Origin of the sequence: Streptomyces sp. NPDC002328 (genome assembly GCF_042890065.1) — a bacterium.
Classification (GTDB): domain Bacteria; phylum Actinomycetota; class Actinomycetes; order Streptomycetales; family Streptomycetaceae; genus Streptomyces.
In genome coordinates, this window is the sequence record NZ_JBIARQ010000005.1 from 205,765 (window position 1) to 228,047 (window position 22,283).

At 74.7% G+C, this 22,283-nt stretch carries 19 protein-coding genes; 11 read left to right on the forward strand and 8 right to left on the reverse strand.

All coding sequences use genetic code 11. The features are described 5' to 3' along the window. Positions 1–121 precede the first annotated feature (121 nt). Together ACFYX4_RS15910 and ACFYX4_RS15915 are read right to left on the reverse strand one after the other, a co-directional pair. Positions 122–2,932, reverse strand: coding sequence for a LuxR C-terminal-related transcriptional regulator (locus ACFYX4_RS15910; protein WP_389332237.1), 2,811 nt, complete (start codon positions 2,930–2,932; stop codon positions 122–124). Positions 2,933–3,153: 221 nt separating this feature from the next. Then, positions 3,154–4,005 (reverse strand): alpha/beta hydrolase, encoded by an 852-nt coding sequence (locus ACFYX4_RS15915; protein ID WP_389333012.1) that lies wholly within the window; start codon positions 4,003–4,005, stop codon positions 3,154–3,156. Between the two features lie 466 nt (positions 4,006–4,471). Here ACFYX4_RS15915 and ACFYX4_RS15920 point away from each other — a divergent pair, with 466 nt between their 5' ends. From ACFYX4_RS15920 to ACFYX4_RS15935, 4 genes are all read left to right on the forward strand, one after another. After that, a complete protein-coding gene (locus ACFYX4_RS15920; RefSeq protein WP_389333015.1) occupies positions 4,472–6,079 on the forward strand; it encodes a PucR family transcriptional regulator in 1,608 nt (535 codons plus the stop codon). Positions 6,080–6,244: 165 nt separating this feature from the next. Beyond that, positions 6,245–7,663, forward strand: a complete 1,419-nt coding sequence (locus tag ACFYX4_RS15925) for a diaminopimelate decarboxylase (protein WP_389332239.1) — start codon at positions 6,245–6,247, stop codon at positions 7,661–7,663. A gap of 68 nt (positions 7,664–7,731) precedes the next feature. After that, entirely contained in the window at positions 7,732–7,992 is a 261-nt protein-coding gene (locus ACFYX4_RS15930) for a hypothetical protein (protein WP_389332242.1), read from the forward strand. A 136-nt stretch (positions 7,993–8,128) separates the two neighbouring features. Further along, the gene (locus ACFYX4_RS15935) at positions 8,129–9,016 is read left to right on the forward strand and encodes a Gfo/Idh/MocA family protein (RefSeq protein ID WP_389332245.1); all 888 of its coding nucleotides are present in this window, start codon (positions 8,129–8,131) and stop codon (positions 9,014–9,016) included. 74 nt (positions 9,017–9,090) lie between these two features. Here ACFYX4_RS15935 and ACFYX4_RS15940 read toward each other — a convergent pair whose 3' ends face one another. After that, entirely contained in the window at positions 9,091–9,369 is a 279-nt protein-coding gene (locus ACFYX4_RS15940) for a GlsB/YeaQ/YmgE family stress response membrane protein (protein ID WP_389332248.1), read from the reverse strand. A gap of 344 nt (positions 9,370–9,713) precedes the next feature. Between ACFYX4_RS15940 and ACFYX4_RS15945 the strand changes: the two genes are divergently transcribed. Both ACFYX4_RS15945 and sthA read left to right on the forward strand, forming a co-directional pair. Continuing rightward, on the forward strand, positions 9,714–9,920 hold the full coding sequence (locus ACFYX4_RS15945) for a hypothetical protein (protein ID WP_389332251.1): 207 nt from the start codon (positions 9,714–9,716) through the stop codon (positions 9,918–9,920). Between the two features lie 107 nt (positions 9,921–10,027). Beyond that, positions 10,028–11,431 carry a Si-specific NAD(P)(+) transhydrogenase gene (sthA, locus tag ACFYX4_RS15950; protein WP_389332254.1) on the forward strand — a complete coding sequence of 468 codons (1,404 nt, stop codon included), beginning with the start codon at positions 10,028–10,030 and terminating at the stop codon, positions 11,429–11,431. 77 nt (positions 11,432–11,508) lie between these two features. On the opposite strand, the gene ACFYX4_RS15955 is transcribed toward sthA, so the two are convergent. Further along, positions 11,509–11,982 carry a DUF5709 domain-containing protein gene (locus tag ACFYX4_RS15955; protein WP_389332257.1) on the reverse strand — a complete coding sequence of 158 codons (474 nt, stop codon included), beginning with the start codon at positions 11,980–11,982 and terminating at the stop codon, positions 11,509–11,511. A gap of 336 nt (positions 11,983–12,318) precedes the next feature. Between ACFYX4_RS15955 and ACFYX4_RS15960 the strand changes: the two genes are divergently transcribed. The 3 genes from ACFYX4_RS15960 to ACFYX4_RS15970 are packed head-to-tail and all read left to right on the forward strand — an operon-like array spanning position 12,319 to position 15,585. Beyond that, positions 12,319–13,788: an APC family permease gene (locus ACFYX4_RS15960; RefSeq protein WP_389332260.1), complete on the forward strand. Its 1,470-nt coding sequence runs from the start codon at positions 12,319–12,321 to the stop codon at positions 13,786–13,788. 11 nt (positions 13,789–13,799) lie between these two features. Then, entirely contained in the window at positions 13,800–14,759 is a 960-nt protein-coding gene (locus ACFYX4_RS15965; protein WP_389332263.1) for a hypothetical protein, read from the forward strand. Positions 14,760–14,784: 25 nt separating this feature from the next. Further along, positions 14,785–15,585: a Type 1 glutamine amidotransferase-like domain-containing protein gene (locus tag ACFYX4_RS15970; protein WP_389332266.1), complete on the forward strand. Its 801-nt coding sequence runs from the start codon at positions 14,785–14,787 to the stop codon at positions 15,583–15,585. A gap of 168 nt (positions 15,586–15,753) precedes the next feature. Here the strand turns inward: ACFYX4_RS15970 and ACFYX4_RS15975 are convergent, their stop codons facing one another. The 4 genes from ACFYX4_RS15975 to ACFYX4_RS15990 form a co-directional block, all read right to left on the reverse strand. Continuing rightward, a complete protein-coding gene (locus ACFYX4_RS15975; RefSeq protein ID WP_389332269.1) occupies positions 15,754–17,253 on the reverse strand; it encodes a hypothetical protein in 1,500 nt (499 codons plus the stop codon). 163 nt (positions 17,254–17,416) lie between these two features. Then, complete coding sequence (locus ACFYX4_RS15980) at positions 17,417–19,759, reverse strand: glycoside hydrolase family 65 protein (protein ID WP_389332272.1); 2,343 nt, start codon at positions 19,757–19,759, stop codon at positions 17,417–17,419. Continuing rightward, complete coding sequence (locus ACFYX4_RS15985; RefSeq protein ID WP_389332275.1) at positions 19,756–20,508, reverse strand: HAD family hydrolase; 753 nt, start codon at positions 20,506–20,508, stop codon at positions 19,756–19,758. Before ACFYX4_RS15985 ends, ACFYX4_RS15980 begins: the two co-directional genes overlap by 4 nt. 72 nt (positions 20,509–20,580) lie before the next feature. Then, the gene (locus ACFYX4_RS15990; RefSeq protein ID WP_389332278.1) at positions 20,581–20,976 is read right to left on the reverse strand and encodes a YybH family protein; all 396 of its coding nucleotides are present in this window, start codon (positions 20,974–20,976) and stop codon (positions 20,581–20,583) included. A 56-nt stretch (positions 20,977–21,032) separates the two neighbouring features. Here ACFYX4_RS15990 and ACFYX4_RS15995 point away from each other — a divergent pair, with 56 nt between their 5' ends. Both ACFYX4_RS15995 and ACFYX4_RS16000 read left to right on the forward strand, forming a co-directional pair. Then, complete coding sequence (locus ACFYX4_RS15995; RefSeq protein ID WP_389332281.1) at positions 21,033–21,737, forward strand: nucleoside/nucleotide kinase family protein; 705 nt, start codon at positions 21,033–21,035, stop codon at positions 21,735–21,737. Beyond that, positions 21,673–22,269: a hypothetical protein gene (locus ACFYX4_RS16000; protein ID WP_389332283.1), complete on the forward strand. Its 597-nt coding sequence runs from the start codon at positions 21,673–21,675 to the stop codon at positions 22,267–22,269. The genes ACFYX4_RS15995 and ACFYX4_RS16000 overlap by 65 nt, the downstream gene beginning before the upstream one ends. The last annotated feature ends 14 nt before the right edge of the window (positions 22,270–22,283 follow it).

Below are 22,283 nucleotides of genomic sequence, written 5' to 3' on the forward strand. Positions count from 1 at the left end.
TCGGTGTCCCGGCGGTTCCCGCGCGGCGCTCCTGCGGCGCCGGGTCGGCCGTGGAGTCCGCGCGGTCCCCTGCCGGCTGGCTCGTCCTGCCCCGAAGGATGACATACCGTCCGGTCGGTCCCTAGAGGTGTGCACCGCTCTTTTCCGCTCGTCCGCCCAGGCGGGCCTGTTCCACCAGGCGCGCGAGCTCGACGCGGGAGCGCACGCCGAGGGCCGCGAAGACCTTCCTCAGGTGGTAGTCGACGGTGCGGGTGCTCACGGACAGGGCGAGGGCCACCTCCCGGTTGGTCGCGCCCTCGGCGACGCGGCGGGCGATGCGCAGCTGCTGCGGGGTGAGGGCGCCGTCCATGCCGTGCGCGCCCCGCGCGCCGTCACCGTCGTGCGGCGGGTCCGCGGCCACCCCGTTGGCGCGCAGTTCGGCGCGGGTCTGCTCGGTCCAGGCGCGGGCGCCGCAGCGCTCGAAGCCGACGAGGGCGGCGGCGAGCCGTTCGCGGGCCTCGCGCAGCCGTCGGCCCCGGCGCAGCCACTTGCCGTGGAGGAGTTCCGTGCGGGCCCGTTCGAAGTCGCCGCCGACGGTGTCGTGGAGGTCGAGCGCCTGCCGGTAGAGCGCGTCGGTCCGCTCGGGCGGGGCCAGCAGAGCCTGGCAGCGCAGGAGTTGGGCGGGGGCCTGCGGGTCGGCCCCGAAGGCGGCCCACCGGGCGAACTCGTCGACGACCTCCCGGGTGACCTCGTCGACGGCCTTCCGGGGGCCGTCTGCCCGGCCGGCCGCCACCGCGGCCTCCACGAAGCAGGGCACGGCGAGCGTCCACACCGCGAAGTGGCCCCGGCGCGGGCCCGGCCGCACCAGCGGCCCGAGCCTGGCGGCGGCCTCACGCGGGCGGCCACGCCCCAGGTCGGCGCGGGCCGCCGCCCACTCCGCCAGGGTCGCGGTCTGCGCGAGGCCGTGCCGCCGGGCCGTCGACAGCGCGGCGGCCACGTGCCCGTCCACGAGGCGGGCGTCCCCCTCGATCGACGCGGCCAGCGCCAGTACGGCGTGATGGTGGGCGGCGGTGTTCCGCTGACCGGCCCGCAGCGCGGCGCGCAGCCCTTCCTCGGCGTGTGTACGGGCCAAGGCGTGGCGTCCGGCGCGGAGTTCGACATAGGCGAGGTACTCCCGGGCGCGGGGGACGACGGTGACGGCGTCCCCCGCGCGGGCGGCGACGAGCGCACGGGCGCCGGCCCGACGGGCGGCGACGAGGTCCCCCAGCATCAGCGCGGCTCCCGCCGCCCGCAGCCCCGCCTCCGGCTCGTCCACCTCTTCGACGCACTCCACGACCCGCCGCAGCGACTCGGCGGCCCGGACGAAGTCCCCTTCGAGCAGGGCCCGCAGGCCTCGGCGGTAGTCGCCGATGGCGGTGTTCCGAGACATCTCCTCGGGTCGTTCGAGTGCTCTCAGGCAGGCCGTGGGGTCGCCCGCCGCCCATGCCGCGTCAAAGGCGGCGAGGGTGGCGGTGTGCGCCGCTCCGGGTGCGTCGACGGTCAGCAGGGAGGCGGCGAACAGCAGTGCGGCCTGGGCTTCATCGACCGGGCCGTCGTACAACACGGTCGTCCCGCGCAGCAGTTCGGCGCGGCCTCGCAGGGCGGCGGGCGCGGTGCCGGTCCGGGCGGCGTCGAGCAGCCGCAGCGCCCGGTGCGCGCGCCCGCCGAGGAGGGCCTGTTCGGCGGCGGCGGTGTAGCGCTCGGCCCGCCGCGGGCCGTCGCCGGTCAACTCGGCGGCGCGGGTGAGGGCGGCGCAGCGCAGGGTGCGCGGGGCGGCCGAGTCGGCTGCGGCAGCGCACAGTTCGGACGCCAGGTCGTGCGCGGGTGAACTCCGGGCGTGCGGGGGTGAACTCCGGTCGTGCGCGGGTGAACTCCGGGCGTGCGCGGGCGTGTTCGACGGCCAGGCGGAGCCGTCGGTGGACCATGCGTGGTGCAGCAGTGCGCGGAGCGAGCCGCCCTCGGTTTCCGCCAGCGTCCGCGCCAGCGCCCGGTGCGCGGCTCGCCGCCGTTCGTCCGACGCCCCCGCGTACAGCGCCCGGCGCAGCAACTCGCTGCGGAAACGGGCCTTTCCGTCGACCACGGCGAGCAGTTCCGGCGGCGGCTCGGAACACCGTGCGGATCCGGGCCCGTCGCCGCGCAGGCGTTCCACCGCGCGGAGGACGAGTCCCGGCTCGACCCCTTCCTCCCCGGCGTCCCGGACCGCGGCGGCGACCGTGAGCAGGACGTCGTCCTGCTCGGGCGTCGTCGGGCCGGTCAGGTGGCCGCCGACCACGTCCCTGAGCACCTCGCCGTCGGCCGGCGGGCGCGGCAAGGGGCGCTCACCCCGTAACTGGGCGGGCGACAGCCGCCGTACGACGGCCAGCAGGAGCGCCGGGTTGCCCTCCGCCGCGTCCACGACGTCGTCCCGGACGCCGGCGTCGATCGCGCCGCCGGTCACCCGCTCCAGCAGGGCCGCCGCGTCCGTCGGGGACAGCGGGTCCAGGCGGAGCGTCGGGAGCCCGGCGAACTCCGGTGTGGGAAACCGGTGTTCGGGGACGGTGAGAAGCAGGGCCACGTCCGGTGCGTCCCGCAGGCGGGCGGCGGCGCGGCCCAGCGCGGCGCGGCTCACCGCGTCCCACAGGTGGGCGTCGTCCACGCACACCAGCAGGGGCGCGGCGGCGCGCAGCGCGTCCACCAGTGCGCCCGCCGAGGCGGCGGCCCGCGCCGAGTGCTCGCGCCCCGCAACCCCGTCCAATGCGCGCAGCAGCGTGCGCAGTCCGCCGCCGGGCACGGCCGACCGCGCCGGGTCGGCCCGTACGCGCACCACGGGCCCGGCGGTGAACGCGCGGGCCGCCCTGTCGAGGAACCACGTGCGGCCGCAGCCTGGTTCGCCGGTCACGAGCCGTACGCCGCCCACGTTCGTCTGTCCGGTCATTCTCGGGACGGTAGGCACCCGTCACGTGGGGCGGAAGCCGTGCGTCCACGCGGCTGTGCGAGCGCTTTCCGTCCGTCACCTGTGAGTTCGCGGGTTCGGGAGGCCGTGCGGTGTGTGCGGTCGCCCAACGACGCGCGGTCCGTGCCGTGCACGGGCACAGCGGCGGACGGCGGTTCGACCCGTCAAGCGTCAACCGCCGCCCTCCTATGTGCTGTTCGGGTTCAGGAGCCGTGCGGGCAGTTGCCCCGGTACTCCTCGATCGTCAGGCTCGGCCGTGGCAGCGGGCAGAGGAACTGCTCGTAGCGGGTGTCGTCGTCGATGAACCGCTTCAGCCACGAGACGCTGTACTTCGCGATCGTGGTGTCCGACGTGTTCGGCGTGAAGTGGGTGGCCCCGTTCAGCTCCAGATAGGCCCGGTCCAGCGAGGCCGGGAGGGAGGTGTAGAACGGCTCGGCGTGGCTGGAGACCGGCGCGACGCTGTCGCCGTCGGCCCCGACGATCAGGGTGGGCGTGCTGAGCTCCGGCCACGTCTTGTCGAGGTTCCACGGGGTCAGCGGGATCGCCGCCTGGAGCGCGGGGCGCGTCTTGGCGGCTTCGAGGCTGCCGCCGCCGCCCATCGAGTGGCCCATGACGCCGAGCCGGGCGGCGTCGACGCGGTCCCGGACGGTGCTCGACCGGGTGAGGTGGTCCAGGGCGGCGAGCAACTGGCTTCCTCGGGAGGCGGGTTGGTCCAGTGTGCTGTTCGTGTCGATGGTGAAGACGACGAAGCCCTGGGAGGCCAGCCGCGGCCCCAGCCAGGCGATGGAGGACTGGGTTCCGGTGTAGCCGGGTGAGATGGCGACGGCTCCGAAGGTGCCGTCGGCGGTGCTGGTCGGGTAGTAGATCGTGCCGCCGCCGAAGCCGGTGACGGTGAGCCGGGAGACGGAGGTCTGCGAGACGGCGTACGGGCCGCGTGCCGCCTCGATGCTGGCGGTGGTGGGCGCAGGGCCGCGCTCGTAGGGGTTGTCGGCGGCATGCGCTCCGGGGCCGGTGAGGGTGGTGAGGCCGACGACGGCGGCGATCGCCGCCGCCACGCCGGCGAAGCGGCGGGAACCGTGCGGTGTGCGGTGGGCGGCACGCGTGGGGGCCTTGCGCTGAGGGGCGGGGGCCTTGCGCTGACGGGGGGAGTCCGTGTGCTGCACGACGAGTCGTCCTCTCTGCCGTGGCGGGCCGCCCGGCGGGGCGGGCCCGTTGACGCGCTGGAGGTGCCACTGTCGGGGCGACCGGCCGGGGCGGGGACCGGCGATGTCACCGGCCTTCCGGCAGACGGAAGCGAACGGTCCCTATCCTCGACCGCGACCAGACGACGGCGAGTCGCGCCGCCGCCGACAGCGGGAGAGCAGACCGGTGAACGCAACAGCCCCCGACGAGCCCTCGCCCACCAATGAGCCCTCGCCCACCGACGACCCCTCCACCACCGAGGACCCCTCGCCCACCAACGGCGGCGATCCCTCGCCCACCGAGGAGCCCCCGAACCGCGCGCCCACCACCCTCCGCGCCCTGCTCGCGTTCGAGGACGGCAACGCCCTCCGTCTCCTGTGCGCGCCCTCGCGGGACGCCGAGGTGCACCGGATCGCCGTCGGCATGGACGACCTGGCTCCCGGCCGACGCGGCACCCTGCTGCTGGCCGTGGGCGCGGCGTCGGACGCCGGCACCGTGCGCGAGGCGGCACGGCGCGGGGCGTGCGCCGTCGTCCTGGGCGACACGACGCCGAGCGCCGAGACCCTGGCCGCCGCCCGCGAGGCCGGCGTCGCCCTCCTCGCCCGGGTGGGCGACGTCGGCTGGGCCGAGGTCGCCGGGCTGCTCCGGTCGGCCCTCTCCTACGCGCGGGCCGGGCTCGACGACGCCGGGGACGGCGAGGGCGTGCCGCCCGGCCCGGAGACGATCCCGTCGCTCGCGGTGCTGGCCGCGCGGGTGGCCGCGTATGTGCAGGGGTCGATCACGATCGAGGACACGCAGTTGCGCGTGCTGGCGCACTCCGCCACCGGCCCCGGTGCCGACCCGCTGCGGCGCGCCGTGATCCTGGGCGGCCGGGTGCCGGACTGGCGGGTCGCGGAGCTGCGCCGCAGCGGTCTGCTGCGCGCCCTGTGGACCTCGCCGGACGTCCTGCACCGCCCCGCCGACGGCGACATCCCCGAGCGGCTGGTGGTGGCCGTCCGCAGCGGGCGGGAGGTGCTCGGGTCGATCTGGGCCGCCGCGGACGGCGCGGCCCTCGCCCCGGACGCCGCCCGCCACCTGCGCACGGCCGCCGGCCTCGCCGCCCCGCTCCTGGTACGGGAGCGACTGCGCGAGAGCGGTACGGCGCACCGCCGGGAGACCGCCCTGCGCGGGCTGCTGCACGGCCTCGGGGACCGCCGTACGCACGCCTGGTCGCTGGGGCTGTCCCCGGACGCGCCGTGCGCGGCGGTGGTGGCCGAGCGGGAGTCGGCGCGGTCGGCCCGGCGGGCCGACGACCGCGCCCTGGAGGTCCTGGTGCTGGAGCTCGCCGCGCACCGCCCCGGCACCGGGGTGCTGCGCGACGGCGACCGGCTCTCGCTGCTGCTGACGGGGGACGCGTCGGCCGCCGATCACGAGGCCGCCGTCCTGGCCGTCGTACGGGAACTCGACGCGGCGGTGTCGTCGTTGCCGGACTGCGCCCCCGTGTGGCTGGGCGTCGGTCCGGTGGCGACGCCGGAGCGGGCGGCGGAGTCGTACGAGCGGGCCGTGCTCGTCGTGCGGGCGCTGCGGGAGCGGGAGGCGCGGGCCGCGGCGGCGGGAGCGCCCCGGCCGGCGCGGTACGCGGACGCCGCCGGGGCGGGCGCGTCGGTGGAGGTGCTGCGGATCCTGGACGCGGTGCGGCCGGTGTGGGCGTCCGGCGGCGGCCCGGTGCACGAGCTGATCCGCGCGGACCTGGCGGGCGGCGGGGAGCTGGTGCGGACCCTGGCGGCGTACCTCGACGCGGGCGGCGACGTCGCGGCGGCGGCCCGTCGGCTCGTCGTGCACCCGAACACGCTGCGGTACCGGCTCGGCCGGGTGCGGGAGCGGCACGGCGTGGACCTGGACGATCCGGACGCGCGGCTGCTGCTGACCCTGGCGGCGCGGCTGGCAGCCGCTCCCCCGCCCGACTGACGGCCCGCAGACCGGGAGCCGTCGGCGGCGGTTTGTGCGCGGACACGAAGGTTCCGGTTGTCTTTGGACGGACGGCCAAAGACGCGGGGCCCGCGCAGGGGCGAAGCTGGAGATACCGCCCGCCCCGGCGGCGCCCTGACGCACTCCAGCGAAGGAGACCGGGACGTGTCACTCCCCACCGAGACCACCACCCGAACGACCTCGAGGACCACGACGACGACAGCGGCAACCGCACCGGCCTCGACGCCCGCAGCCGGCCCGACCGCGAAAGCCGCCGGCATCGCCGCCGCCGTCCGCCAGGCCGTCGCCGACGGGCTGCTCGGCGCCGACCGGCCGCTCGCCGGTTTCGTCGACGTGCAGGGCGTGCGGGACAGCGTCGACGGACTGCACGAGGCGTTCGGGGAGGTCCCGGACGTGCTGCACACCTTCGCGGCGAAGGCCTGCGCCCTGGTCCCGGTGCTGCGGCTGCTCGCCGACGCGGGCATGGGCTGCGAGGTGGCGAGCCCCGGTGAGCTGCGGCTCGCGCTGGACGCGGGGTTCCCGCCGGCGCGGATCGTGCTGGACTCGCCGGCCAAGACCCGCGAGGAGATCCGCGAGGCCCTGGCGCTGGGCGTCGCGCTGAACGCCGACAACCTGGCCGAACTCGACCGTATCGACGAGCTGCGCCCGACCGGCTCCGCCTCCGTCGTCGGGCTGCGGGTCAATCCGCAGGTCGGCGCGGGCGCCATCGGGGCGATGAGCACGGCGACGGCGCACTCCAAGTTCGGCGTGGCCCTGCGCGACCCGGGCGCCCGCGAACGGGTCGTCGAGGCGTTCGTACGGCGGCCCTGGCTCACCCGGCTGCACGCGCACGTCGGCTCGCAGGGCTGCCCCCTGCCCCTGATCGCCCGGGGACTCGCGACGCTGCACCGCCTGGCCGAGGAGATCGACGACCGCGTCGGCCACCGCCGGATCACCAGTCTCGACCTGGGCGGCGGGCTGCCGGTGAACTTCGCCGACGACTGCGTCACCCCGACCTACGCCGCGTACGTCGCCGCGCTCACCGCCGCCGAGCCGGCCCTGCTGGACGGCCGCTACCGGCTGGTCACCGAGTTCGGCCGCTCCCTGCTCGCCAAGAACGGCTTCCTCGCCGCGCGCGTGGAGTACGTGAAGGACGCGGGCGGGCGGCGCGTCGCCGTCACCCACGCGGGCGCGCAGGTCGCCACCCGTACCGTCTTCATGCCGGAGGCCTGGCCGGTGCGGGTGAGCGCGTACGGCCCCGACGGCACGCCCAAGGAGGGGCCGGTGCTGCCGCACGACGTCGCCGGGCCGCTCTGCTTCGCCGGGGACGTCGTCGCGCACGAACGCCCGCTGCCCGAACTCGCCGAGGGCGACTGGGTCGTGCTGCACGACACCGGCGCCTACTACTTCTCCGCGCCCTGGGCGTACAACAGCCTGCCGCGGCCCGGCGTGTACGGCTGTCTGCGCCAAGAGGACGGCGGCGGGGTCGCGTTCGCCACGGTGCGGACGCCGCAGACGGTGCGCGAGATCTCCGTCGAGAGCGGACTCGCCCACGCGGACGCCTTGTTGGAATCCTCGGCGTAAGCAGATTCGCAGGCATCAGCGAGCCGATTCGAGGCACCCGGTCTCCGTCGTCTGACGAGGAGAGTCCCGTGCTGTGGGTCGCCGTACTGCTGCTGCCGCTCCTGTCCGTGCTGCTCGCGGTCATGGACCGCGTGGAGGACCATCTCCACTCACTGGCCTCCGCCGCCCCCGTCCCCGCCCCGGCCAAGCGCCGGCACGCCGCGCGCAAGCGGCATCTGCGTCTGGTCCGGGGCGGGAACGAGGGCGGGGCCGAGGGCGAGAACGAGGTCCGGGAACCGGCCGTGGACGGGCCGGCCCGGGAGGTCCGGCCGGAGCCGCGGGCGGCCTGAGGGCCGTCCGACCGGCGGCCCGGACGCAACCCCGGGGTACCCGACGGCGCAGGCCGTGTGCGAGGCTCGCACACGGCCTGCGCCGTTTCCACGGGGTCGGCCGTCCCGTCGACCGGCAGCAGGGAGAGTCAGCGAGATGCGCATCGGTCTGCTCGGCACCGGCCCCTGGGCGCACATGGTGCACGCCCCCGTCCTGGCCGCGCACGACGGCCTGGAGTTCGCCGGCGTGTGGGGCCGCCGCCCCGACGCGGCGAAGGAACTCGCCGACCGGCACGACATCCGCGCCTACGACGACGTCGACGCGCTGCTCGCGGAGGTCGAGGCGGTGGCGGTGGCGCTGCCGCCGGACGTGCAGGCGGAGCTGGCGGTGCGGGCCGCCGGGGCGGGACGGCACCTGCTGCTCGACAAGCCCGTCGCCACGACGGTGCCGGGGGCGCGGGCGCTGGAGCGGGCCGTGCGGGAGGCGGGGGTCGCGTCGGTGGTCTTCTTCACCACCCGGTTCCTGCCCGAGCCGGAGGCCTGGATCGCCGAACAGGCGGCGGCGCAGGGGTGGTTCACGGCTCACGCGCAGTGGCTGGGCGCGGTGTTCACGGGGGACGGCCATCCGTTCGCCACGCCGTGGCGCCGGGAGAAGGGCGCGCTGTGGGACGTGGGTCCGCACGCGTTGTCGGTGCTGCTGCCGGTGCTCGGCGAGGTGCGTCGGGTGGCGGCCGCGGTACGAGGGCCGGGCGACACCGTGCAGGTGGTCCTGGACCACTCCGGCGGGGCATCCAGCACCCTGACGCTGAGTCTGACGGCTCCGCCCGAGGCGTCGGGCTCGGCCGTGGAGCTGCGGGGCGCGGCGGGGGTCGCGCGGCTGCCGGAGAGCGCGGCGGACGCGGGGACGGCGCTCGGCCGGGCCGCGGACGCGTTGTGCGCCGCGGCCCGTGAGGGGCGTCCGCACGCCTGCGACGCCGCGTTCGGCCTGCGGGTCACCGAGGTGCTCGCCGAGGCCGAGGCCCTGCTGGGCGGCGACGCGGGCTGAGCGGGCGGTGACGTACGGCCGATGCCGCGTGTCGTTCAGGCATGTCGTTCAGGCGTGCCGGTGCGGCTCGACGCTCAGGCGTGCCGGTGCGAGCGTCGGTTGCCGGTGACGGCCCGGTAGAGGATGAGCAGGATGAGCGAGCCGACGATGGCGGCGATCCAGGTGGACAGGTCGAAGAACCCGTCGATCGAGTCGACGCCGAAGATCACCTTGCCGAGCCAGCCGCCGAGCAGACCGCCGGCGACCCCGATGAGCATGGTGACGATGATGCCGCCCGGGTCCTTCCCGGGCAGCAGCAGCTTGGCGATGGCGCCGGCGAGCAGGCCTATCAGGATCCAGGCGATGATGCCCACGGTTCCTCCCATGTGCGTGCGAATGCGTCTATGACTTCCGGATGCACCAGCACGGGATCCGCAAACCTGTCAATGGCCGGAACGCGGCTGCCCGTTGATCTCGTGAGCCCCTCCCGGCGACGGGAGTGCCACCAGCTCACCCTAGGTCACCACCTGACTACGTAAAGCGCTTCCCCCGTGCCGAAACACCCGCCGTACCACCTCCGGACCCGCCTCCGGACCCGCCTCCGGACCCGCCTCCGGATGCAGGCTGCGCTCCCGCGATGAATGGTGTTAGTGGACCCGCTGTGGACGCGATGACCGCACGGGCCCGAAGCAGCCCTCCGGACCGAGGAGCACACATCATGTCGACCCCACAGCCCGGCGCCTCCCGGCCGTCCTCCGACCGCGTCACCCCTGACGCCCTGCTGCACACACGCACCGGCACCGAGGTGTCCCCGGAGGACATGGTCCTCGCCGCGGGCCGCGACCTCACCCCCCGCAACCTGGAATGGGCCCGCCGCAAGCTCGACGAGGAGGGGCCCGACGCGATCGAGAAGCTGCTGCCCTGAGCCGGGCGGGGCCCGCCCCGCGATCGGTCGGTCGACGACGTTCTCGGTGCGGGATGTCGGTGGTTCGGCCTTTCGTCGGGGGGCTTCGGCCTGTCAGACTCCGGAGGATGCCCGACTTCGACATGCTCGTCCTCGGATCCGGTCCGGGCGGCCAGAAGGCCGCCATCGCCGCCGCCAAACTCGGCCACCGCGCCGCCGTCGTCGACCGCCCCGACATGCTCGGCGGGGTCTCCCTCCACACCGGCACCATCCCCTCCAAGACCCTGCGCGAGGCCGTGCTGTACCTCACCGGTCTCACCCAGCGCGACCTCTACGGACAGAGCTACCGCCTGAAGGAGGACATCACCGTCGCCGATCTCACCGCCCGCACCCAGCACGTGGTCGGGCGTGAAGTCGACGTCATCCGCAGCCAGTTGTCCCGCAACCACGTCGCCCTGTTCTCCGGCACCGGCCGGTTCGTCGACGAGCACACCGTCTCCCTCCAGGAGGCCGGCGGACAAGAGCGGCTGATCAGCGCCGAGCACATCGTGATCGCGACGGGCACCCGGCCCGCGCGGCCGGAGAGCGTGGAGTTCGACGGGCGGACGATCCTCGACTCCGACAACGTGCTGACGATCGAGCGGGTCCCCCGGTCCATGGTCATCGTCGGCGCCGGCGTGATCGGCATGGAGTACGCCAGCATGTTCGCCGCGCTCGGCAGCAAGGTGACGGTGGTGGAGAAGCGGGCCGGGATGCTCGACATGTGCGACGTCGAGGTCGTCGAATCGCTCAAGTACCACCTGCGGGACCTCGCCGTCACCTTCCGGTTCGGGGAGACCGTGGCCGCCGTGGAGCGGCATCCGCGGGGCACGCTGACGGTGCTGGAGAGCGGCAAGAAGATCCCCGCGGACGCGGTGATGTACTCGGCGGGCCGGCAGGGGCTGACCGACGGCCTGGACCTGGAGCGGGCGGGGCTCGCGGCGGACCGGCGCGGGCGGATAGCCGTGGACGAGCACTACCGCACCGAGGTGCCGCACATCTACGCCGTCGGCGACGTCATCGGCTTCCCCGCGCTGGCCGCGACGTCGATGGAGCAGGGCCGCGCCGCCGCCTACCACGCCTTCGGGGAGCCGGTCGGGCGGATGCACCGGCTCCAGCCCATCGGCATCTACACCATCCCGGAGATCAGCTTCGTCGGCCGGACGGAGGACCAACTCACCGAGGACTGCGTGCCGTTCGAGGTGGGCATCGCCCGCTACCGCGAGCTGGCCCGGGGGCAGATCCTCGGCGACGCGCACGGCATGCTCAAGCTGCTGGTCTCCCCCGGGGACCGCACACTGCTCGGCGTGCACTGCTTCGGCGCCGGCGCGACCGAGCTGATCCATATCGGGCAGTCCGTGATGGGGCTGGGCGGCACGGTCGACTACCTCGTCGACGCGGTGTTCAACTACCCGACGCTCGCGGAGTCCTACAAGGTAGCCGCCCTCGACGCGACCAACCGGCTGCGCCAGTTGGACCACATCGGGGACTGACAGCCGGACCGGACCGGGGACTTGCCGGATCGGGGACTTGCCGGACCGCGCCCGCGGCGCGCTCCGAGCCGCGGCGCCTACGGCAGGTCGCGGTCCTCCACGACGTGGACGGCCGCCTCCTCCGCGCCCGCCGCGCCGCCGTCGATGCCGACGTCCTCGGCGACCTCCTCCTTGGTGGCGGCGGAGTGCGCACCCTCGTCAGGGGCGACCAGCCGGCCGGCGCGGGCGTCGCCGGCCTCCGGGTCGACCGGCTCGCCCTCGCCGCTCGGCAGGTCGCCGACGCCGTCGCCGAGGGGCTCGGAGACGTCCGGGACCTCCTGCGCGAGACGCTGGTCCAGGGTCTCGCCCTCGTGCTGTTCGGCCGCCGTGGTGCCGTACTTGGTGACGCCGAGCGGCCTCTCCGGTGGCGAGTAGCCCTCGTCCAGGGTGTCGTCGTAGGTGCGTTCGTCGAGCGCGTCCTGGAGGTCGAGCGGCGCGGCGTCTGCCTGCTCCTCGTTGGTGCCGGTGGGCTGGTAGGCGTCGTCGGCGGTGGTCTCGGGCTCCGTACCCATGGCGGGTGCCTCCCTGGGGCTGGTGTCGTCTCGTGCGTCGTCCGGGTATCCCGGCCGCACGGGCCCCAACCCCGGCAGCCTCCCTTCACGGCCGGCGGAGATTACCCACCCGTTCAATCTTGAAAGCTCAACCGTTGGGGCTATCATCACTCGCACACTCGGTGTGACCGTCCCCCAACACAAGGTGGGCGGTATCCACCGGGAGCCTTTCCCTGTCCACGTCCCCAGGCCATCCCTTGCGGTCCGCGGCGGAGCACCATCCCCCACTCCCCTTCTACGGCGTCGGCCCGGCTCACCCCCGGGCCGACGGTGTGCACGACGGAAAGCAGCGCGACCATGAGCAACAGCAGCAGAGGGCTGCAATCGAATGTCCTCGGCACGTTCGACACGGTGGTGATGGCGGTCGCCGGCAGCGCCCCCGCCTACTCGATCGCCGCCACCACCGCGGTCCTCGCCGGCGCGGTGGGCGTGGCCGGTCCGGCAGCCCTGCTGTACTGCGCGATACCCATGCTGGGCATCGCGCTGGCGTTCAGCTATCTGAGCAGGATCGACGTCAACGCCGGCGCCAGCTACTCCTGGGTGGGCCGCACGCTCCACCCCTTCCTCGGCTTCGTCAGCGGCTGGGCGCTGGTGATGTCGGCGACGATCTTCATGGTGGCGGGGTCGCTGCCCGCCGGGTCGATGACGCTCTCCCTGTTCGACGAGGGCCTCGCCGAGAACACGGCGCTGTCGACCGTCGTGGGCGCCGTCTGGTTCCTGATCATGCTGGGCGTGGTGCTGGGCGGCGCCCGGCTGACCGTGCGGGCGCAGCTCATCATGTCGGGCGTGGAGCTGGCGATCCTGGCGCTGTTCGCGGTGCTGGCCTTCCTCCACTCCGACACCGCCCGGGTCTTCGACTGGTCGTGGCTCGGCTTCAGCCACTTCGACGGGGTGTCCGGCTTCGCCTCGGGCGCGCTGGTCGCGGCGTTCTACTACTGGGGCTGGGACGTGACCAGCAACCTCAGCGAGGAGACCCGCGACAGCCGCCGCACGACCGGGCTCGCGGGCCTGATCGGGGTGGGCATCGTCTTCCTGCTGTTCGAGGTGTTCACCATCGCGGTGAACATCATCCTCAGCGCCCGGCAGATCGAGGAGAACGGCGCGAACGTGCTGGCGGTGCTCGGTGAGGAGGTCTGGCCGGGCTGGGGCGGCAAGCTGCTGATCGTCGCCGTGATGCTGTCCACCGTCGCCACCCTGGAGACCACCCTCATCCAGGTGACGCGCTCGCTGTTCGCGATGGGCCGGGACCGGACGATGCCGTCCGCGCTGGGCCGGGTGCACCACCGGTGGAACACGCCGTGGGTGGCGATCGCCGTGGTCGGCGCGGTGGCGCTGGTGATGTTCGTCGCCTCCAACGCGCTCGGCTCGGTGGGCGACATCCTCGCCGACGCGATCTCGGCGATCGGCCTCCAGATCGCCGTCTACTACGGGCTCGCGGGGCTCGCCGCCGTCGTCGCCTACCGCAAGATGCTGCTGAAGTCGCCGGCCGACTTCCTCTTCGGCGGGCTGTGGCCGCTGTGCGGCGCGCTGTTCATGTTCTGGGTCTTCGTGGAGGCGCTCGGCGAGCTCAGCACCTCGGCGATCGCGATCGGCCTCGGCGGGCTGGCGATCGGGCTGGTGCCGATGCTCTGGTACTGGCGCAAGGGCAGCGAGTACTACCGTCCGGCCCGGCTGGACGCCTCGCGGACGGTCACCGCCGACTATGTGCCGGGAGGTCCCGCGCCCGCGCACTCCGCCGCCCACGAGGGCCTTCCCACCGACTTCTAGAGGGGGACCCGATGGCGCGAGACCGTTTCGCTCCCGACTTCGACCCCGACTGCGGGGACGCGGCCCTCTCCTCCACCCGGCACGACATCGTGATCGGCCGCTGGCAGGGCCTGCGCGACCTGCTGCGCGCGACCGGCCCCGACTGGCTCGCCCGCGGGCACCGGGTACGGCAGCTGGCCCAGGCCTGCACGGGCAGTTCGACCGTGGAGGCCTGGCTGGCGGCGGAGCCGCGCAGCGCCGACGCGCTGGTGCTGCGGGCGGCCACCGAGACCGCCCGCGCCTTCACCCTGGCCATCGCCGCCGGCCGGGGCGTGCCCATCGACCAGCAGCGCGTCGACACGGCGGTGCTGGCCTGTCTGGCGGCCAGCGAGGCCTACTTGGACGATCCGACGCCGTGGATCTCGCTGATCTCGGTGGCGCGGCTGTACACGGCGGGGGTGCGGCGCGCGGAACTGGCGCGCTGGTGGGACGAGTTGCACCAGCGGGACCCGTACAGCACGGAGGGCCACCTCCAGGTGCTGCACTACTACTCGGCGCGCTGGCACGGCTCGCACGGCCTGATGTACGACTTCGCGCGGGACGCGGCCGGAGTGGCCCCGCCGGGCTGCGCGCTGCCGGTGCTGGTGCAGTACGCGCGGGTCGAGGAGTACCGCCACGCCCTCGACTCGGCGCAGGACCGGTCGACGGCGGTACGGCTCGGGCAGCACTGGGCGCACGACGGCGCGGTCGGCGACGTGCGCCGCACGTGGGAGCGCTGGATCACGGGCCGTAAGGAGAGCGACATCGTCCCCGGCGAGTTGCGCGACTTCAACTACCTCACGCACGCGGCCTGTTCGGCGGGAACGGGTGACGTGGCGGCGCCCCTGCTGGAGATGCTGGGCCGCCGCGCCACCCGCACGCCGTGGTCGTACACCGGGGAGCCGGTGCAGCAGATCACGCGGTGGCGCAAGGAGTGGGGGCTGCGGAGCTGAGATGCGTGGCGCGCGAGAATGGGGCATGCCCTTCCCCCACGAGCACGAAGAACCCTGCGCGCGCGAAGAACCCTGTCCTGACGAAGGGCCCCGCGCGCCCGAAGGCCCCGGCGAGCAGGGCGAGTTCGCGGAGTCCGGCTCGCGTCGGATCGCCCTGCTCGGCGGCGGCTTCTCCACCGACGCGGACGGTGTGCTCGACGACTGGGCGCTCGCTCACGCGCGTGGCCCGCGGCCGAAGGTCTGCTTCGTGCCGACGGCGAGCGGCGACGCCGAGGGCTATGCCGACCGGTTCCTCGCCGCCTTCGCCGCGCGGGACTGCGAGCCGTCCGTACTGCGCCTGTTCCGGCGGGAGTTGGACGACGTGTCACTGCGCGCCTTTCTGCTCGCCCAGGACGTCGTCTATGTGGGCGGGGGCAACACGGCGAACCTGCTGGCAGTGTGGCGAGTCCATGGCGTGGACAAGCTGCTGGCCGAGGCGTACCGGCGCGGGACGCTGCTGTGCGGCATCAGCGCCGGGGCCAACTGCTGGGCGCGGGGCTCGCACACGGACTCGTTCGGCCCGCTGACCTTCCTGCCGGACGGGCTGGGCCTGCTGCCCGGCTCGGTGTGCCCGCACTACGACAGTGAGCCGGGCCGCCGTCCGTCCTACCGGCGGGCGGTGGCGACCGGCGAACTGCCCGCCGGGTGGGCGCTGGACGACGGGGTCGGCGCGCTGTTCACGGACGGCGTCCCGACGCGGACGGTCGCCCGGACGCCGGGGGCGCGGCTGTACCGGGTGGAACCGGACGGGCGGGGCGGTGTCACCGAGACGGTCGTGAATCTCTGACGGCGTCCCGGCACCCCCGTCGGCCCTACTCCCCGCCCCTCACCGGCTCCCCGCCCCTCACCGGCTGACCCGAACCCGGCGGAACCGCCACCGCCGACCCGGAGCCCGCCGCCCCCGCCGCCCCGCAGCCCCTGCCTGCGCGTGCCGTGCGGCTCCCCTACGGCCGTCTCATCCCGGGCCGTCGTCCCCCGGGGGCCGTGGGGCGGTGTAGAAGTCCAGGCCCGCCGACCGGTGCGGGGTCCAGGTGCGGGCGTAGGCGGGCGGGGGTTCGCCCGGTGGGGTGAGGGCCGCGGTCGGGGTGCGGCGGGCCGTGGCCCGGATGCCGGCCTCGGTGGTGTTGGCGTTGTTGCCGCTGGGGGCGGCCGAGGCGCAGCCGGCGTAGTAGGCGACGGGGATGGCCTCGGTGCCGGTGAGCAGGCAGGGCGGGCGCACGCCCAGCCGGTGGAGGTGGGCCGCCGTGCGGGCCCAGTCGTCGCGGTCGGCGGCGGTGCGGGCGACCAGGCGGTCCAGGACGACGTACTGCACCGCCAGATGGCCGGTCAGGGCGAGGGCGACGACGGTCGCGGCGACGGGTCGCCATCGGCCGGCCGGCCGGGTGACGAGGTGGGACAGGGCGTCGGCGACCGGGATCGCGAGGAGCGCGTAGGCGGGCTGGAGGAAGCGGGGCGCCGCGTACCCGATCAGGAACAGGTAGGGCACGGCGGCCGTCGTGGCGCAGACGAGCGGGAGCAGCGTGGGCGCGGTCCGCCGGGCCCGGACCGCGACCGTCAGGCCGACGGCGGCGAGCAGCGGCAGCAGGACCCACCAGCCCCAGATGACCGGGCTGGGCAGGGGGCCGGTGCACGGGCGGCACAGGGCCCGGCCGATGAGGCCGCGCAGCTGGTCGTCGACGGCGAGGTTCCAGCCGAGCCCGCCCTGGATGCGGGAGCCCTGGGCCAGCCGCTGGGCGGGGCCGCCGTGGCCGAGGTACGCCTCGATCACCCACTGGACGGCGCCGGTCGCCAGGCCCGCGAGGAGGACGAGAGCGAGGCGCAGATGGCGGCCCGCGAGGGCGAGGGCGAGGAGCGGCGGCGCGATCCACGCGGCGTCGGTGGGCCGCATCCAGACCATGAGCGCCGCGCCGGCGGCCACGCCCCACAGGGCGGCGCGGTCGCGGGGGTCGGCGCGGGCCCGCAGGAGGCAGCCGGCGCAGCCGAGTGCGCCGAGGGCGACCCAGTAGTTGGGCATGGCCGCCGGGCCGTAGAAGAGGGTCACCCACAGGGTGGCGAAGAGCGCGCCGGCGAGGGCGAGGACGCGGGCCGGGAAGAGTCCGCGCCAGGCCCGCAGGGCGAGGTACAGGCCGAGGCCCGACAGCAGCGCGAGGTAGACGCGCAGCAGTGCGGTGGAGGTGGACCAGGAGGCGACCGGCGCGACCAGCAGGGAGACGCCCCGGGCGCGCGGGGCGCTGAAGAAGGCGGGCGGGGCCTGGGCGGAGACCTGGCTGACGTAGACGGTCTCGTCCCAGCCGAGGCGCAGCCCCGGGCCGACGAGGAGGAGTTGGGCGAGGGCGAAGGCGGCGGCCACGGCGGCGACCGGCCACAGGGCGCGCGCCCGCCAGGGCGTGCCGGGCGCCGTCGCCGGTGCGCCGCGCCGCCGTCCGGCCAGCAGGGCGTTCGTGCCGTGGGCCATCTCCACCCCTCGTCTCCGGATGCGCGGGAACCGGCGAACCGCATGCACAGGAACCGGTGAACCGCGTGAAACAGAACCGGTGAACCGCGTGAAACACGGTCAAAGTAGCCCGGTCCGGGTGGTCGCGCAGGGTGGAGATCGGCCAGGTGCAGCAGCCCGGCGGTCAGCGGCCGTCGGGGCTGCGGTGCGGCGGCTGTTCGGGGGCGGGCCGGCTGCGCTGCGGCGGCACCGCGCGCACCACGGGTCCGTCGCCGTTCAGGTGCAGGGGGCTGCCGTGGTGGTGGATCGTCATCGGTTCGCCGGACAGCAGGGTGTAGGCGGCCTTGTCGGGGCCTACCTCCACGCGCAGCCGGCGGCCCCGGAGCTGGAGGCAGAAGGCGAGGCGGCTGAACTGCTCGGGCAGGCGGGGCGCGAAGCGCAGGGTCTCGCCGTCGCGGCGCAGTCCGCCGAATCCGGCGACCAGCGCCGTCCAGGTGCCGGCGAGGGAGGCGATGTGCAGGCCGTCGCGGGTGTTCTGCTGGAGGTTCTCCAGGTCCATGAGCGCGGCCTCGGCCGTGTAGTCGTAGGCGAGGCCGAGATGGCCCGCCTGCGCGGCGACGACGGCCTGGCCGCACGCCGACAGGGAGGAGTCCCGGACGGTCAGCGGCTCGTAGTAGGCGAAGTTGCGGGCGACCTGCTCCTCGTCGAAGTGACTGCCGCAGGTGTACATGGCCAGCACCAGGTCCGCCTGCTTGACGACCTGTTTGCGGTAGAGGTCGAAGTAGGGGAAGTGCAGCATCAGGGGGTACTGGTCGGCGCGGGTGCCGGCGAAGTCCCAGCGCTGGTAGCGGGTGAAGCCGGCGTGCTGCTCGTGGACGCCGAGTTCGTCGTTGTAGGGGAGGTGCACGGCGCCGGCGGCGTCCCGCCAGGTCGCGCTCTCCTCCTCGTCGACGCCGAGCCCGGCGGCCTCCTTCGGGTGGCGTTCGACGACGTCCGCGGCGGCGAGGAGGTTCGCGCGGGCCATGAGGTTGGTGTACGTGTTGTCGTCGGCGACGGCGCTGTACTCGTCGGGGCCGGTGACGCCGTCGATGTGGAAGACGCCGTGCGCGTCGTGGTGGCCGAGGGAGCGCCACAGGCGGGCGGTCTCCACGAGGAGTTCGACGCCGGTCTCCCGTTCGAAGCCGGCGTCGCCGGTCGCGGCGACGTAGCGGACGACGGCGTCGGCTATGTCGGCGTTGACGTGGAAGGCCGCGGTGCCGGCCGGCCAGTACGCGGAGCCCTCGGAGCCCTCGATGGTGCGCCAGGGGAACGCGGCCCCGCGCAGGCCGAGTTGGGTGGCGCGCTCGCGCGCGGCGGGCAGGGTGTTCTGCCGCCAGCGCAGCGCCTCGGCGACGGATTCGGGCGCGGTGTAGGTGAGCAGGGGCAGGACGAACGTCTCGGTGTCCCAGAAGGCGTGGCCGTCGTAGCCGGAGCCGGTCAGGCCCTTGGCGGGGATGGCGCGTCCCTCGGCGCGGGCGCCGGCCTGGAGGACGTGGAAGAGGGCGAAGCGGACGGCCTGCTGGATCTTCTCGTCGCCGTCGACCTCGACGTCGGCGCGGGCCCAGAAGTCGTCGAGGTAGGCGCGCTGGTCGTCGAGGAGGCCCTGCCAGCCGCTGTGTCCGGCGGCGGCGAGGGCGGCCTCGACCTGGTCGCTCATGGCGGGCCGGGAGCGGACGCCGGACCAGCCGTGCGCGACGAGTTTCTCGACGCGGAGCGTCTCGCCGGGCTCCAGCACGGAGGTGACGGTCAGCCGGGCCACGTCCACGTTGCTCTCGCTGCTGGTGGTGGTGCGTTCGGGGCCGCTGATGTCGTGGTCGGCGGCCACGGCGACGCGCAGGCCGCTGCGTTTGGTGCGGTGCACCAGGCGCAGCCGGTGGCCTACGGCGACGTCCTCCTCGGGCTCCAGCGGCGACTTCAGGGCCTTCGCGGCGCGCGGGTCGCCGTTCGGGTCGGGCAGGCTCTCGTTGGTGACCAGCTCCGACTGGATGACGACCCGGGAGCGGCTGCCGACGGCCTCCACCTCGTAGGCGACGGCGGCGACGGCCCGCTGGGTGAGGGAGACCAGCCGGGTGGAGCGCACCCGGACGGTCGACCCGGCGGGCGAGGTCCATTCGCAGGTGCGTTCCAGGACGCCCCGGCGCAGGTCGAGGACGCGTTCGTGGGAGATGAGGCGACCGTAGCGCAGGTCGAAGGGCTCGTCGTCGACGAGGAGCCGCACGATCTTGCCGTTGGTGACGTTGATGACGGTCTGCCCGGACTCCGGGTAGCCGTAGCCGGCCTCGGCGTAGGGCAGCGGGTGCAGTTCATGGACGCCGTTGAGGTAGGTGCCGGGCAGGCCGTGCGGTTCGCCCTCGTCGAGGTTGCCGCGCCAGCCGACGTGCCCGTTGGACAGGGCGAACACGGACTCGCTCTGGGCGAGGACGTCGAGTTTGAGGTCGGTCTCGCGGACGCACCACGGATCGACGGCGTAGGAGCGGTCGGTGATCACTCGTTTCCCCCCAGGTCGGCCAGGTCGGCCAGGTCCTTGACGACGATGTCGGCTCCGTGCGCGTACAGGGCGTCGGTCTGCCCCGTCCGGTCGACGCCGACGACGTATCCGAAGTGCCCGGAGCGGCCGGCGTCCATGCCGGCGAGCGCGTCCTCGAAGACGGCTGCGCGGGACGGTTCGACGCCGAGGTCGCGTGCGGCGGCGAGGAAGGTGTCGGGGCGCGGCTTGCCCGGCAGGGCGCGTTCGGCGGCGACGACGCCGTCGATCCGCACCTCGAACAGGTTCTCGGCGTCGATCGAGCGCAGCACGTCGCGGGTGTTGGCGCTGGAGGAGACGATCGCCGTGCGCAGGCCGCGGGCGCGGACGGCCGCGAGGTAGCGCAGGGTGCCGGCGTAGGGCTCGACGCCCTGGGTGCGGATCTTCTCCAGCAGCAGGTCGTTCTTGCGGTTGCCGAGGCCGTGGACGGTGTCCGCGTCCGGCGGATCGTCGGGCCCGCCCTCGGGCAGGGTGATGCCGCGTGAGGTGAGGAAGGTGCGGACGCCGTCGGCGCGGGGGCGTCCGTCGACGTACTCGGCGTAGTCGTGGGACGGGTCGAACGGCCGGAAGTCCGCGCCGTCGCGTTCGCGCAGGAACGCGTCGAAGGCCTCCTTCCAGGCGGCGGCGTGCACCACGGCCGTCTTGGTGACGACCCCGTCGAGGTCGAACAGGCAGGCCTGGATGGTGTCCGGGAGTCCCAGCGTCGTCGTCATACAGGTCCCCGTTCCCCCGCACGGGGCCGCCATCGATGTGGCGCGCGCCACATCGGCCCGCCGCGGGGCGCCTCAGTCGTGGGGGAACGAGTGGTGCTCGTGTGCGACGACCCAGCGGCCGTTCTCCTTGCGCAGGCCGAACGTCAGGCGCAGCCGCAGCGCGGGCCGCTCGGCGAGCTCCTCGGGGGTGCCGCAGCGCACCAGGGCGTGGGCGTAGGCGACGTCCGCGCCGGCGACGACGTCCAGGGAGTCGATCTCGAACAGCGCGCCCAGCGCCTGCCAGGCGAAGAACGGCGGCCAGAGCACCCGGTAGGCGGCGAGCCCCCGGATGCCCTCATGGGGCGGGGTGACGTAGTACAGCGCCAGGTCCTCGGCGTGGTCGGCGAGGACGGCGGAGATGTCACCGCGGTGCACGGCGTCGGCCCAGCGGGTGATCAGGGCGCGGATCAGCTTCTCGTCCTCGGGCACGTACTCCTCCTCTCCCCCTCCGGGTCTCCTACCAGGAGACTGCGACACTCTGCTGTGTGCTCACTTTCGACGAACTGCTGACGCGCGCCCGTCGGCTGGTCCGGGGCGGCGACCGCGCGTTCCTCGGCATCGCCGGCAGCCCCGGCGCGGGCAAGACGACCCTCGCCGAGCGCCTGGTGCGGGAGCTGAACGGCGCCGGCGAGCCGTGGGCGGCGCACGTCCCGATGGACGGCTTCCATCTCGCCGACGCCGAGCTGGACCGGCTCGGGCGGCGTGACCGCAAGGGCGCGCCCGACACGTTCGACGCGGCCGGGTACGCGACGCTGCTGCGGCGGCTGCGGGAGGAGGCGGGCGGCGAGGACGTCGTGTACGCGCCCGGTTTCGAACGGGTGCTGGAGCAGCCGCTCGCGGGCGCGGTCCCGGTGCCGCCGGCCGCGCGGCTGATCGTGACGGAGGGCAACTACCTCCTGCTGGGCACGGGCGCGTGGGCGCGGGTGCGGGCGGCGCTGGACGAGGTGTGGTTCTGCGAGACGGACGAGGAGGAGCGGATCCGCCGGCTGGTCGCCCGGCACGAGGAGTTCGGCAAGGGCCCCGAGGAGGCGCTGTCCTGGGTGCTCGGCCCGGACCGGCGCAACGCGGAGCTGGTGGCGGCGACACGGGAGCGGGCGGATCTGGTGGTCCGCCTAGGCTCGCCGGATGGGACTGGACATGACTGTGCTGGCGGTGGACTGGGGGCGGTTGGCGCGGACGCCGCCGGCTGAGCGGCTCCGTGCGCTGCACGAGGCGGCCTGCCCGGAGGACGCCGCATGGGAGGCGGAGCCCCGAGCGGGCTGGGTGTTCCCCGCCTCGCCGAAGGTGCCCTGGTGCGGCCGTTACGAGTTCCACGGCACCACCGGTTCGTACAAGCCGCACTTCTGGGCGGCCGAGGGCTGGGACGCCGCGCGGGCGTACGCCGCTCCCGCGCTGCGGGAGGCCCTGGACGGTTTCCTCTCCCCCCTGCTCCTGGAGAGCGACGAGCCGCCGGCGGCGGGGCTCTTCCCGTCGGACCCCGAGCCCTGGTGGCCGCGTCCGCTGCTCGCCTGTCCGCCCGCGCTGCTGCCCGTGACGGCCGGCTGCTGGGCCCGGGCGGAGCCCCTGCTGGAGGGACTCCGCGTCGCCTACGACCGGCACGCGGCGCGCCCCGGCGGCTGGATCCCGGACTTCGACGCCTTCGCCGCGCTCCTGCGGGAGTGGGCCGTCGTGGTCGCCGAGGCGGCGCGCCGGGGCTGGGGGCTGCTGGGGCTGCCCGTCTGAGTCGGGGCTGCCCG